12 protein-coding genes are annotated in these 13,255 nt (G+C 28.8%); all 12 read left to right on the top strand.

Annotation, left to right across the window (positions count from 1 at the left end; genetic code table 11):
* Positions 1 to 7 precede the first annotated feature (7 nt).
* Positions 8 to 1,060 (top strand): glycosyltransferase, encoded by a 1,053-nt coding sequence (locus tag CHB67_RS07430; protein WP_089381136.1) that lies wholly within the window; start codon positions 8 to 10, stop codon positions 1,058 to 1,060.
* A gap of 18 nt (positions 1,061 to 1,078) precedes the next feature.
* Positions 1,079 to 1,969, top strand: coding sequence for a glycosyltransferase family 2 protein (locus CHB67_RS07425; protein WP_089381135.1), 891 nt, complete (start codon positions 1,079 to 1,081; stop codon positions 1,967 to 1,969).
* Between the two features lie 4 nt (positions 1,970 to 1,973).
* Complete coding sequence (locus tag CHB67_RS07420) at positions 1,974 to 3,044, top strand: glycoside hydrolase family 99-like domain-containing protein (protein WP_089381134.1); 1,071 nt, start codon at positions 1,974 to 1,976, stop codon at positions 3,042 to 3,044.
* Positions 3,045 to 3,126: 82 nt separating this feature from the next.
* Entirely contained in the window at positions 3,127 to 3,657 is a 531-nt protein-coding gene (locus CHB67_RS07415; protein ID WP_176461233.1) for an acyltransferase, read from the top strand.
* On the top strand, positions 3,654 to 4,742 hold the full coding sequence (locus tag CHB67_RS07410; protein ID WP_089381132.1) for a glycosyltransferase family 4 protein: 1,089 nt from the start codon (positions 3,654 to 3,656) through the stop codon (positions 4,740 to 4,742). Before CHB67_RS07415 ends, CHB67_RS07410 begins: the two co-directional genes overlap by 4 nt.
* Positions 4,735 to 5,847 (top strand): DUF1972 domain-containing protein, encoded by a 1,113-nt coding sequence (locus CHB67_RS07405; RefSeq protein WP_317045696.1) that lies wholly within the window; start codon positions 4,735 to 4,737, stop codon positions 5,845 to 5,847. Before CHB67_RS07410 ends, CHB67_RS07405 begins: the two co-directional genes overlap by 8 nt.
* Positions 5,844 to 6,422 carry a dTDP-4-dehydrorhamnose 3,5-epimerase gene (gene rfbC, locus CHB67_RS07400; protein ID WP_089381131.1) on the top strand — a complete coding sequence of 193 codons (579 nt, stop codon included), beginning with the start codon at positions 5,844 to 5,846 and terminating at the stop codon, positions 6,420 to 6,422. The genes CHB67_RS07405 and rfbC overlap by 4 nt, the downstream gene beginning before the upstream one ends.
* On the top strand, positions 6,422 to 7,294 hold the full coding sequence (rfbD, locus tag CHB67_RS07395) for a dTDP-4-dehydrorhamnose reductase (RefSeq protein ID WP_089381130.1): 873 nt from the start codon (positions 6,422 to 6,424) through the stop codon (positions 7,292 to 7,294). Before rfbC ends, rfbD begins: the two co-directional genes overlap by 1 nt.
* Before the next feature lie 37 nt (positions 7,295 to 7,331).
* Entirely contained in the window at positions 7,332 to 8,390 is a 1,059-nt protein-coding gene (gene rfbB, locus CHB67_RS07390; protein WP_089381129.1) for a dTDP-glucose 4,6-dehydratase, read from the top strand.
* A gap of 27 nt (positions 8,391 to 8,417) precedes the next feature.
* Positions 8,418 to 9,293 (top strand): glucose-1-phosphate thymidylyltransferase RfbA, encoded by an 876-nt coding sequence (rfbA, locus tag CHB67_RS07385; RefSeq protein WP_089381128.1) that lies wholly within the window; start codon positions 8,418 to 8,420, stop codon positions 9,291 to 9,293.
* On the top strand, positions 9,293 to 10,696 hold the full coding sequence (locus tag CHB67_RS07380; protein ID WP_089381127.1) for a capsule assembly Wzi family protein: 1,404 nt from the start codon (positions 9,293 to 9,295) through the stop codon (positions 10,694 to 10,696). Before rfbA ends, CHB67_RS07380 begins: the two co-directional genes overlap by 1 nt.
* A gap of 504 nt (positions 10,697 to 11,200) precedes the next feature.
* Positions 11,201 to 12,598 carry an undecaprenyl-phosphate glucose phosphotransferase gene (locus CHB67_RS07375; RefSeq protein ID WP_245813457.1) on the top strand — a complete coding sequence of 466 codons (1,398 nt, stop codon included), beginning with the start codon at positions 11,201 to 11,203 and terminating at the stop codon, positions 12,596 to 12,598.
* The last annotated feature ends 657 nt before the right edge of the window (positions 12,599 to 13,255 follow it).

Raw genomic sequence — 13,255 nt, 5'->3', positions numbered from 1 at the left:
AATATTTATGAATATTATTTTTGACCCCTCCTTTAACCCAAGAAATAAATATATTAGTATTATTGTTGAAGGTTTGAAAAAGAGTGGTTTTAATGTTAAATCATTTGGAGATTCGATAAGAAGTCCAAGGTTTTTTATTTCTGCTTCTTATGTTCATTTAAATTGGTTTGAAGGTATCCAGGGGGATAAAGTTTACAACATAATTTTATTGTTTTTGAAGCAATTATTTAAATTGGTCATTTTATTAATTTTTAATAAAAAAATTATTTGGACAATGCATAATAAAGTGAGCCACGATAATAAAGCATCACATTATAGTAGAGTACTTACTTGGCTATTAATTAAGTTTAGTGATAAAATTGTAATACATTCTCATCTTTCAAGAAATATATTGGTTGAAAAATATAATAAACCTGTGAATAAAATATATTATATACCACATCCAAATTATATTGATGTTTATAAGGATTTTAAAAAAGGTACTAATGTTGAAAATAGAGAGAAGTTGAAAATTCTCTTTTTTGGAGCAGTTAAGCAATATAAAAATATAGAGCTAATTGTGAAAGCAGCAAAGGAGTTTGAAGGAAGTGATATTGAATTTAGTATTATCGGTAGTCCTAATAGTAAAACATATGCAAATAGTTTAAAGGAGTTGGTGAAGCACACCAAAAACATTAACTTATCATTATCATTTATTGAAGATTCTAAGCTGGTTGAAGAAATAGGAAACCATGATATTATAGTTTTACCTTATTCAATATCGAGTAGTTTAAATTCAGGATCTGTTATTTTAGCATTTTCATTAAAAAAAACGGTTATATGCCCAAATATTGGAACAGTTTTGGACGTTAAAGATCATATAAAAGTTTTTAGTTATGATTATGCATCTGAGGAAGAGCATTTTTTAAACTTAAAAAAACAACTGAAACAGGTTTATAATGAATGGATAAAGGATAAATATATTTTAGATGAATATGGCTATAATGCGTATAGATATATACTAGAAAATAACGATATTACAAATGTTATTAGCAAATACCATAATCTCTATAAAGTTTAATACAGACCTAGATAAAAAATGGATTCAAATATAAATACTTCAATAATAATACCCTGTTTTAATGCCGAAGATTTTTTAGAAAGAGCGGTAGAAAGTGTATTTATTCAAAAATTATCGAATTTTGAAATTATACTGATAGATAATAATTCAAAAGATAATACAATATCAATAATTAATCAATTAGTAGGGAAGCATCCAAAAATAATAACATCAATTGTTGAATCAAAACCTGGAGCTCCTTATGCCAGAAATGCAGGATTAAATTTAGCAAAAGGAAAATACATTCAATTTTTAGATGCTGATGATGTTTTGTTTGAAGGTAAAATTAAAAGGCAAATTGAATTAATAGAGCAATATTCATCACATGTTGTTTTAGGTAGTTTTTTAAAAACTAAGGGAGATAAGTACAAAAAGTTTAAAGTAAATGTGTGTAATGATTTTTGGAAATCTTTTGTGTCTTCAAACCTTGGTATAACAAGTGCAAATTTATATTTAAAGACTAAATTAGAAGAAGTAAATGGGTGGACAATTGGATTAAGTTCTTCACAGGAATATGAATTGTTATTTAAAATTATTAAAAACGGTGGACTCTTTACTTTAGATCAAAGTTTTAATACAGTAATTTATGAACCAGACAATTCTATTACAAGGACTTTGAGCCCAGAAAGAACAATTAAATTAATTGATGATTATGTTTTTCTTAGAATTGCTGTTAAAAGGTTTTTACAAAATAAAAATGAGCTAAATAAAAATCTTAATATTTATATAGATAAATGTATATATAGAACTTTAATAGGGAGGCAAAAGAATAATCCATCTTATGTGAATGAGAAAATTTCAAGCTTAAATTTAATAGTGCCACTTTATTATAAGCTAATTGTTAGGCTTCATAATTTATTAAAAAAATAGAGGTATGTTAAAAAGAATAATATTTATTATACTTATATTTAGTTTTGTTATAAATTTAAATAGCCAAAATGATTATAATAAATTAAAATTTGGAGCATATTATTTTGATGGATGGGATGGGGCTCCAAAACATTTAACGTTAGAACTTATTAATAATAAAAACCGAGAACCAATTTGGGGTTGGCAAACAAGTACTTATGAAATTGTAAAAAAACAGGTTGGATTAGCGTATAACTCAGGCTTGAAGTTTTTTACTTTTTGTTGGTATCATAAAGAAAGTGAAAACTCAAAAATAGGAGGTAATAAATTAAATAATGCTCTTAAATATTATATTCAATCACAAGATTATAGTGGGTTTGAATTTAATATCATGGTAGTAAATCATGGGACTTACTCTTTAAATAAAAAAGACTGGCCTGGTTTAGTCGATTATTGGACAGAACTTTTTAGACAAAAAAATTATTTAAAAGTGGAGGGGAGGCCTTTAATTGTTTTTTATGATTTTAATAAACTAATTGAAAGTTTTGGTAGTAGACGTAAATTAAATAAAGCATTAAAATATTTTAGAAAAACAGTTAATAAAAAGGGATTTTCCGGTGTGAGTATTGCAATATCCTCAAGTATTTTAATAGAAATACACGATGAGTTAAAAAAAACAGACTTTGATATTTTTACTACTTATAATGATCATTCCGTGTTGTTGAAAAAACAGAATTATAGGAATGCAATTGAAGATGAAAAGAGAAGTTTAAATTTTAATACGAATGAGCAATTGAATATATGGAGTTCAAATTCAACTTTAACAAAATTACCCATAATTCCCACTATTACTCTTAATTGGGATGATTCACCATGGAAAAAAGGAAAGATAGTTCCTAACTTTGGTAAGTATTCTGAAGAAACTATTTTTAGATCAATTAAATTGTCAAAAGAATGGTTGAAAACGAATAAAATAAAACTGACTAAGGAAAGACTCGTTTTAATTTATTCTTGGAATGAGTATGGAGAGGGAGCATGGTTGACACCTTCGAAGGATGGATTTAACCCTTTAAGTGGGTTGAAAAAAGGTATATAAATATAATTTGATTGATAAAATGAGCTTTTTAAAAAGGATTAAAATACAATTAAAGAGGGTATATAACCCTCATACAATATTTTTGAATAAATTAAGAAAGCAGGGAGCTATAATAGGAAAGAATGTGCAAATAGTAGATAAGGGAAGTTTTTTATATGAACCTTGGTGTGCAGAACTAATAGAAATTCAAGATGAAGTTGTAATTGCGGCAGGAGTAAGATTAGTGAATCATGATTCTTCCTATGCTAATATTTTTGGAAAATTACCAACAAAATATGGTAAAATTATTATAGAGAGTAATGTGTATATAGGTGTAAATTCAATTATTTTGCCTGGTGTTAGAATTGGAGAATCTTCTCTAATAGGAGCAGGGACTATTATTAATAAATCAATTCCTCCTAGATCTGTCGTAGTTGGTAGTCCATGTAAAATAATTGGGACTATTGACAAAGGTGTTGAGAAATACATTAAAATGATTGATAATGACAATGAATTAATAGATTTTATTGATGTAGGAGGAAGTTATAGCGAGATTATGAGTAATCATGGTTTTAAATCAGACCAGTATATTATGAATGCATATAATGAATATTATAAGAAAAATAAAGAATGAAAATACTAGTTGATGCTCATATTTTTGATAAATCATACCAAGGGACGGCTTCATATATAAAAGGTTTATATTCTGAATTAGTTAAAGTTGAAGGTTTTGAAATTAGTTTATGTGCTAATAATATTGAAAAGCTAAAAATTATTTTTAAGGATCCTAGATTTAAATTTGTCAAACTTAAATCAACATCAAAATGGCAAAGATTAATTTTTGAAATACCTAAAATAATAAAAGAAAATAAATATGACTACGCACATTTTCAATATGTTACACCTATTATAAAAGGTTGTAAATATATAAATACAATACATGATCTTTTATTTTTAGATTTTAAACAATATTTTCCATGGAAATATAGAATAAAGAATTGGGTTTTATTTTATTTATCAGCTTTTAGGTCAGATATCTTACTTACAGTTTCAGAATATTCAAAGCAAGACTTAATAAAGAAGTTTAATTTACCGAAGAATAAAATTTTTGTGACACCTAATGCTGTAGATATCTATATAGGAGATTACTTAGATATTAAAATGAAATATAATCTTAATAAATACATACTATATGTTAGTAGATTTGAGCCTAGGAAAAACCATAGTAAATTATTAGCAGCTTTTTATAATCTTAGTTTAGATAAACAAGGTTATGAGTTAGTCTTTGTTGGAAGTAAAACAGAGGCAATTGAAATAGAAACGTTTAATGAATTAAAAAAAGAAGTTAATTTATTGGATAATAATTCGAAAGTTAAATTTTTCGAAAACTTAAATTGGGAAGAACTACATTCTTTTTATCATTATGCAGAGTGTTTTGTTTTTCCATCACTAGCTGAAGGATTTGGAATTCCACCAATAGAGGCTTCTTTAAATAATACTAAAGTAGTTTGTTCCAATCAAACAGCGATGGAAGACTTTAGTTTTTTTAAATATAGATTTAATCCAAACAATGAAGGAGAAATTGAAGAAGCTTTAAGCTTATGTTTGAATGATAATGATTATCCTTTTGAAGAAATAAATAAAAGTGTTATAGCTAAGTATAATTGGAATAAAATTGCTTATAAATTTTATAACTACTTAAATTTAATTAATGAGTAAAATGAAAATAGCTATTATAGGGACAAGAGGTATTCCTAACCATTACGGGGGTTTCGAACAATTTGCAGAATATTTGTCAGTTGGCCTTGTTAAACAAGGTCATCATGTAACAGTTTACAATTCACATAAGCATCCTTATCAAAAATCAGAATGGAATAGTGTGAAAATTATTCATTGTAATGACCCTGAACACAAATATGGTACAGTTGGTCAGTTTATATATGATTTTAATTGTATTATGGATACGAGAAAAAAAAACTATGATATTATTCTACAATTAGGATATACAAGTAGCTCCATTTGGGGGTGGTTATTACCTCGTAAAAAAAGTATAGTAACAACAAATATGGATGGTTTAGAGTGGAAACGCACTAAGTTCTCAAAACCAATACAATTTTTTTTAAAATATGCTGAAAAATTAGGTGTAAAGTATAGTGACCATTTAATTGCTGATTCAGTAGGAATACAGGAACATATTAGAAATAAATATGGTAAAGAATCGGACTATATACCATATGGTTCTCATTTATTTGAAAAATGTAATGAGGAAATATTAGAAGAATATAATGTGGTCTCCTACAATTATAATATGCTAATTGCAAGATTAGAACCAGAGAATAGTATTGAAACTATTCTTGATGGTGTTGTTTTATCAAAGTTAGAAGTTCCTATATTAGTAATTGGAAACCATGAAACAAAGTTTGGTGAGTTTTTAAAGAATAAATTTAAGAGTAATAAAAATATTTGTTTTTTAGGTGGAATATATGATATTAATGTATTGAATAATTTACGCTATTATTCGAATCTATATTTTCATGGTCATACTGTTGGAGGAACAAATCCATCACTTTTAGAGGCCATGGGGTCTAATTCGTTAATTTGTGCTAATGATAATATTTTTAACAAGTCTATTTTGGGAAGTGATGCTTTTTATTTTAAAGATCAAAAAGATGTAGCATCATATATAAAGGATATTAAAAAGAACGAAAATTTAAAATTATTAGATAATAATTCTATAAAAATAAAAACTACCTATTCGTGGGAAGTAATAATCAAACAATACCTAAATCATTTTAAATCAATTATTATAAAAAAACAAAAATGAAAGTTATAAAAACTTCAATACCAGATGTACTTGTTTTTGAACCAACAATTTATGGTGATGAAAGAGGGTATTTTATGGAATCATTCAGAGAAGATAAAATTAAAGAGTATATAGGGAATGTGAATTTTGTGCAAGACAATGAATCTTTTTCAGAATATGGTGTTTTAAGAGGTTTGCATTTTCAACGTCCACCTTTTACGCAAAGTAAATTGGTTCGGGTTATGCAAGGGGAAGTTTTAGATATTGCTGTTGATATTCGTTTAGGTTCTCCAACTTATGGAAAATATGTAGCTGAAAAACTATCAGGAGAAAATAAAAGGCAATTATGGGTGCCACAAGGTTTTGCCCACGGATTTGTAGTTTTAAGTAAAACAGCACTATTTAGCTATAAATGTGATAATTATTATGCCCCAACACATGACGGAGGCATCGCTTGGAATGATCCAGCAATTCATATAGATTGGTTATTACCAAATTCAGTAATTCAATTATCTGAAAAAGATAAACATCAACCTTCACTAACTGAAATAAAGGATTTTACATTTGAACAATTTAATAAAGAAGCTACCTATTAATGAATATTTTAATAACAGGTTCAAACGGACAATTAGGAAATGAAATAAAACAGTTAGCGTTTAATTATAATAATTGGAATTTTATTTATAAAGATTTACCAGATTTAGATATAACCAATAAAGCACTGCTTGAAAACTTAATTAAAGAAGAATCTATTCATGCTATTGTGAATTGTGCCGCTTATACAGCTGTTGATCCTGCGGAATCAAATCAAGAAATTGCATATGCTGTTAACGTGCTTGGAGCCAAAAATTTAGCGAAGTTATCGAGTCTTTATAAGATAAAATTGATTCATATTTCTACAGATTTTGTATTTGATGGTAAACATTATTTACCATATAAGGAAACCGATCAACCCAATCCTTTAAGTGTATATGGAAGTACAAAATTAGAAGGCGAACAGGAAGTTTTGGCTGAATGTTCAAATTCAATTATTATAAGAACAGCTTGGTTGTACTCTTCTTTTGGTGCAAATTTTGTAAAAACAATGCAAAAATTAGGAGCTGAAAGAGATCAACTAAATGTTATTTTTGATCAGGTTGGAACACCAACTTTTGCGGGTGATTTAGCTCAAACCATATTAGAGATACTTAAACAATTAGAAGCAGGTAGTACAAAAAAAGGGGTTTACCATTATTCTAATGAAGGAATTGCTTCTTGGTACGATTTTGCAGTTGAAATTATGAGTTTATCAAACTTAAAGTGCAGGGTGTATCCAATTGAAACTTTCCAATATCCAACACCGGCACCTAGACCTTCATTTAGTGTGTTAAATAAAGAAAAAATAAAAACTGATTTTGGAATTGAAATTCCACATTGGAAAAGTAGTTTAAAAAAATGTATTCAAATATTGAATGAAGCTGATAAATAACTTTATTGAAAATCTATATTCATATTAAAAAAATAAAATGGAAAGCAAAACAATATTAATAACTGGAGGCGCCGGTTTTATAGGTTCACACGTAGTACGATTATTTGTAAATAAATATCCTAATTATAAGGTTATAAACCTTGATAAATTAACTTATGCAGGTAATTTAGCTAATTTAAAAGATGTTGAGAACAAACCAAACTATGAATTTGTAAAGGCAGATATTGTTAATGCTGAAGCCATGTTTAAATTATTTGAAGCATACCAATTTGATGCAGTAATTCATTTAGCTGCAGAATCGCATGTAGATAGATCTATTACCAACCCAACAGAATTTGTTTTTACAAATGTAATAGGAACGGTAAATTTATTAAATGCAGCCAATAGCATTTGGAAAGATAATTTTAAGGATAAATTGTTTTACCATGTTTCAACCGATGAGGTTTATGGCTCTTTAGGAGATGAAGGCTTGTTTACAGAAACAACAAATTATGATCCGCATAGCCCGTATTCGGCATCTAAAGCAAGTTCAGATCATTTTGTAAGAGCTTATTTTGATACCTACGGTTTACCATCGTTAATTTCAAACTGTTCTAATAATTACGGCTCTTTTCAATTTCCTGAAAAGCTAATTCCATTATTTATTAATAATATCAAAAATAACAAACCATTACCTGTTTATGGAAAAGGAGAGAATGTAAGAGATTGGTTATGGGTTGAAGACCATGCACGTGCAATTGATGTTATTTTTCATAAAGGAAAAGTAGGTGGAACTTACAATATTGGTGGACATAATGAATGGACGAATATTGATTTAATTAAGGTAATGTGTGCTATTTTAGATAAAAAATTAGGCAGAGATAAGGGAACTTCTGAAAAATTAATAACGTATGTGAAAGATCGTGCAGGTCACGATTTGCGTTATGCAATTGATTCCACAAAATTAAAAAATGAGTTAAACTGGGTTCCTAGTTTACAATTTGAAGAAGGATTGGAAAAAACAATTGATTGGTATTTAGAAAATGTCGAGTGGATGGAGAATGTAACAAGTGGAAATTATCAAGAATATTACGAAAAACAGTATACAAAAAGATAGTGTTTTTTTAAATTAAAAATAATAGATATGAAAGGAATTATTTTAGCAGGAGGTTCAGGTACAAGATTATACCCTATAACAAAAGGTATTTCAAAACAATTATTACCAATTTTTGACAAGCCAATGATTTATTATCCATTAAGCACCTTAATGTTGGCAGGTATTAAAGATATCTTAATAATTTCTACACCACAAGATATGCCATTATTTGAAAACCTTTTAGGGACAGGTGAGCAATGGGGTATTAACTTAACATATAAAGTGCAACCTTCTCCTGATGGTTTGGCACAAGCATTTTTAATAGGAGAAGATTTTATTGGAGACGATAATGTTTGTTTAGTTTTGGGTGATAATATTTTTTACGGGCACGGGTTTCCAGAGCTATTAAACGATGCAATAAAAAATGTTGAAGAAGAAAATAAAGCCAGTATTTTTGGGTATTATGTAAATGATCCAGAGCGATATGGTGTTGCTGAGTTTGACAGTGAAGGAAATGTAATAAGTATTGAAGAAAAACCAGAAAAACCTAAATCTAGTTTTGCAGTTGTCGGATTGTATTTTTATCCTAATTCAGTAATTAAAGTTGCAAAAAACATAAAACCCTCTAAAAGAGGAGAATTAGAAATAACTACGGTAAATGAGCATTATTTGCATGCAAATGAATTGAAGATGAGTTTAATGGGGCGTGGATTTACCTGGTTAGATACTGGCACACATCAATCTTTATTAGAAGCATCAAATTATATTGAAACCATTCAAAATAGACAAGGACTAATGGTTTCTTGTTTAGAAGAAATAGCATGGAGAAAAGGTTGGATTTCCGATCAATTATTAGAAGAAATGGCACAGCCACTTAGCAAAAATGATTACGGAAAATATTTATTAAAATTAGTAGGCAATTAATGAAAAGGATTGTCTTACTAATATATATCGTAACTTTAGTTGGCTATGCGCAACATTCTGGCTTAGACTTAGGTGTAGAAGTTAATTCAGGTATTTCCACCAAATCAACTTTGCCTTTTTGGGCAACAGCCAATCAATATGGAGCTATTCCTAATAGTACTTATGGCTCGCTTAATGCCTATGTTGGTCATGCTTTTAAGAATCAGCATAAAAATTGGGATTTTTCATATAAAGGTTCATTTACAGGCTATTTGGCAACCGATAATTTAGCTTTTGTAAATGAATTGTATGGAAGCGTTCGTTTTAGGAAACTTATATTAACAGTAGGAAATAAAAATGACGCTGTAAAATGGCAAGGATTATCTTCATCAAATGGTAATTTTATAAAGTCAGTCAATGCGCGTGCTATGCCAGGTATTAATTTAGAAACCAATGGTTTTGTTACCGTAGGTTTTTGGAAAGATTGGTTCTCAGTAAAAGCAAATTATGCAGAATATTTAATGAATGATGATAGGCTTGTAGATGGAACACATGCACATCATAAAAGTTTACATTTCAACTTTAAAACTTCAGAAACCTTTAGTTTTAGTGTTGGATTGGATGATTGGGCGCAATGGGGAGGTATAACACCTAATGGAGTCCAACAACCAGAAGATTTTAATAGCTATTTAAAAATGGTGTTTGGAGCAGCAGGAGGCTCTAATGCAAATGAGGGAGATCAAATCAATGCCTTGGGAAATCATATGGGGAATTATTCAATTCAATTAAATCATTTAGGTGATAATTTCAATTGGCATTTTTATTGGTCGCATCCTTTTGAAGATCGCTCGGGAAGAGAACTGATGAACTGGCCAGATGCGTTGTATGGTTTGGCTTTTGATTTGAAAAAAAACAAAACATTCATTAATTATATAGTAGCTGAAGTAACTTATACCAGAAATGTGAGTGGTTCAAGTCCGCATTATATCGATGAAAATGGAAACCCTGTAGCTGCAAGTGGAAGGGATCAGTATTTTAAAAACTATATATACGCATCTGGTTGGTCTTATTTTGGTAAAACTTTAGGAACTCCATATATAATTACTGAAGTTGATGAAAATGGTATTGCTACAGGACCCGATTTAAGTTACAATCGTTTTTTAGCATTCAATATTGGTGCAAAAGGATTTATCAATAAAAAAGTACCTTACAATATGTTGCTAAGTTATGTGCATTATTATGCGTGGTTTGATGAAACCTTTGAAACAACACCTACGCAATTTTCTGGTTTTGCTGAAGTTGATATTTCTTCATTACTAAACTGGCCTTTAGGGATTGAATTAGGAACATCATTTGATCTAAGTAATAGGTTACCTAATAATTTTGGAGGTTTTTTAAAAATATATAAGCGGTTAGCCTTTTAAAGTGTGAAATTGCTTCGCAGTGAACGATGAACAGTGAGCAGTGAACAGTTGCTTCGTATGCTCAGCAGTGAACTGCCAATCACTAACAACAACCACAAAAAAAACACCGTCATCCTGAATTTATTTCAGGATCTTTTACATCTTAGTTCTAATACAACAGATACCGAATCAAGTGCTGTATGACGGTTCACTAAGGAACGTCATTCTGAAATTTATTCATGATTTTCTACATCTTAGTTCCTATACAACAGATACCACATCAAGTGCGGTATGACGGTTTTATAAACAACCAATCTCCAATCGCTATCAATAAAAATATCAACTAAACAAAATAACTCTTCAATACTTTCGTTAATTGTATTCAGTAGAAGAAATAAATTAATATATTTGTCAACCTATAAAAAAGAAAGAGATGTTTAAAACCCCAACCATAAATACGAATACTTTACTTGCAAGCTATAAATTGAATAGGTTTTTTTGCTGTTATAAATAATAGTTTTTACAATGATGCCTCAACCAAAATCAAAGGTAGTTCTTACAATCTCATTTTCAGTAGATTTACTGTTATTAGCATTTGCTTTTTTTATTTCTAATTATATAAAATTTGGAGTTCTATCTCCCAAGGATTCCTTTTATTATACTTTATTTTTAATTTGGGAAACAATTTGGGTATTGCTAGTACTAAAATTTAATTTGTATGAAATACCACGAATATTATACATAGATAAACTAATTTCCAAAAATGCTCAAGCATTAATCGCATTTGTTTTTTTAAGTGCAACAGTTGTGTTTTTTAGTACCAATTATAAATTTTCAAGAATATTTTTTATCACTACGCTCTTGTTATTTTCTGCTTTTGTACTTATTTGGAGAGCGTTGTTTCTATTCTTTTTTAAAAAGTACCGTGCCAAAAAAAGGTATAGGTTTACTGAGTTAGTATTTATAGGATTCAATAATCATATTAAAAGGTTTATTAAAACAGTATATCTAGATCCAAAATATGGTTATGAAATTAAAGCCATTTTTACAGAGGCACCTTTAAAGGGCAAGCTAGGAGCATTAAAAAAGGGTAAATTAAAAGATGCTATTAAATTTTTAGAGCAAAACAAAACCAAAGAAATCGTCATTTCGTTACCTCATACACAAGCCAAATTTATCAATGAATTGTTACAGTATGCCGATAATAATTTAATAAGAGTTAGTGTGATACCCGAATTTTCAGAATATTTATCGCAAATATTCACGATTAATTATATTGAAAATGTTCCTGTATTGAAATTTAGACGGGAACCTTTGCAAAGTTTAACCAACCGCATCCTAAAAAGAGGTTTTGATGTAGTCTTTTCAAGTTTGTTAATTGTTTTTGTATTTTCTTGGCTGTTTCCTTTAATCGCTATTCTTATTAAATCAACAAGTAAGGGGCCTGTATTTTTTGCTCAAGAAAGAACAGGTAGGGATGGAGAAACATTCAAGTGCTACAAATTTAGAAGTATGGAGGTGAATGCAGATTCAGATAACATACAAGCAAAGAAACATGATAAACGTATTACAAGAGTAGGAGCAATTTTAAGAAAAACAAGCTTAGATGAACTACCTCAAATTGTGAATGTGTTGTTAAATAATATGTCGTTGGTAGGTCCAAGACCACATATGTTAAAGCATACCGAAGAATATCGTTTGTTGGTTGATAAGTTTATGGTGCGTCATTTTGCCAAACCTGGTGTTACTGGTTGGGCGCAAATATTAGGATTTAGAGGAGAAACAAAGACCGTAAAAGATATGAAAAATAGAGCAATGGCTGATATTTGGTATATTGAAAACTGGAGTTTTATGTTAGATCTTAAAATTATCCTAAGAACCGTTTATACTATATTATTTAAAAAGGAAGAAAACGCATATTAATTATTTTAACCGTTTACTGTTAGGTGTTTTAAATACATGTCCTACCTACGTTTGTAAAACAGTATTGATTTTAATTTAGACCATAAATAAATAATCAGAAGGAGAAAGAACAAGACGAAACTAGAATCTCATTAGTTTTAAAAATAGATTGGGATGTTAGTTAATTCGAAATTATTACTTCTGTTATTGCTTAATTAGACTGCTTATGTTTCAAAGTAGGTCATAAATTTTTCTATCTCGGTTCATTTGTTAAAATTAAGATTGTATGCTTAACACTAATTCTAAGTTGTATTAATATACCACATGATTTTTTATAAAGAGATTGAAGCCATCTGTTATAAGGTAGTTATTGATTTGTATTTAAGAGAGTCATTATTTAAGAAGCCAAATTCAAGTGATAGAATTAAATATTTGTAAGAATCTTATTCCTTATAACAGGAGTTTAAAATATGTAGGATTGCTTTTATTTTTTAGAAGAAATAAAAAAAGGATTGTTTTATGAGTCTTTAAAAATTTAAATGTTAGAATTCAAATAGAAGTATGTATTATAAGTTACACGTTTTCAGCGCTGTATATTTCACTTCAAAAAAACTTAATAAAAACCAGATAAAAAGTTTGTTTAGGAAAGGAAAAAGGTTGTACATTTGCAGCCGCTAA

This window comes from Lutibacter agarilyticus, from assembly GCF_900188235.1.
In the GTDB taxonomy this organism is placed as follows: Bacteria; Bacteroidota; Bacteroidia; order Flavobacteriales; family Flavobacteriaceae; genus Lutibacter; species Lutibacter agarilyticus.
The sequence above is the reverse complement of the archived record's forward strand: the minus strand, read 5'-3'. Positions and strand labels throughout refer to the sequence as shown.

Excerpts from the sequence above, each read along its gene's own strand:
- CHB67_RS07405 (WP_317045696.1), top strand. The coding sequence starts at position 4,735 with ATGAGTAAAATGAAAATAGCTATTATAGGGACAAGAGGTATTCCTAAC.
- rfbA (WP_089381128.1), top strand. The coding sequence starts at position 8,418 with ATGAAAGGAATTATTTTAGCAGGAGGTTCAGGTACAAGATTATACCCT.
- CHB67_RS07430 (WP_089381136.1), top strand. The coding sequence starts at position 8 with ATGAATATTATTTTTGACCCCTCCTTTAACCCAAGAAATAAATATATT.
- CHB67_RS07375 (WP_245813457.1), top strand. The coding sequence starts at position 11,201 with ATGATGCCTCAACCAAAATCAAAGGTAGTTCTTACAATCTCATTTTCA.
- CHB67_RS07380 (WP_089381127.1), top strand. The coding sequence starts at position 9,293 with ATGAAAAGGATTGTCTTACTAATATATATCGTAACTTTAGTTGGCTAT.
- CHB67_RS07420 (WP_089381134.1), top strand. The coding sequence starts at position 1,974 with ATGTTAAAAAGAATAATATTTATTATACTTATATTTAGTTTTGTTATA.
- CHB67_RS07425 (WP_089381135.1), top strand. The coding sequence starts at position 1,079 with ATGGATTCAAATATAAATACTTCAATAATAATACCCTGTTTTAATGCC.
- CHB67_RS07410 (WP_089381132.1), top strand. The coding sequence starts at position 3,654 with ATGAAAATACTAGTTGATGCTCATATTTTTGATAAATCATACCAAGGG.
- rfbC (WP_089381131.1), top strand. The coding sequence starts at position 5,844 with ATGAAAGTTATAAAAACTTCAATACCAGATGTACTTGTTTTTGAACCA.
- rfbB (WP_089381129.1), top strand. The coding sequence starts at position 7,332 with ATGGAAAGCAAAACAATATTAATAACTGGAGGCGCCGGTTTTATAGGT.
- rfbD (WP_089381130.1), top strand. The coding sequence starts at position 6,422 with ATGAATATTTTAATAACAGGTTCAAACGGACAATTAGGAAATGAAATA.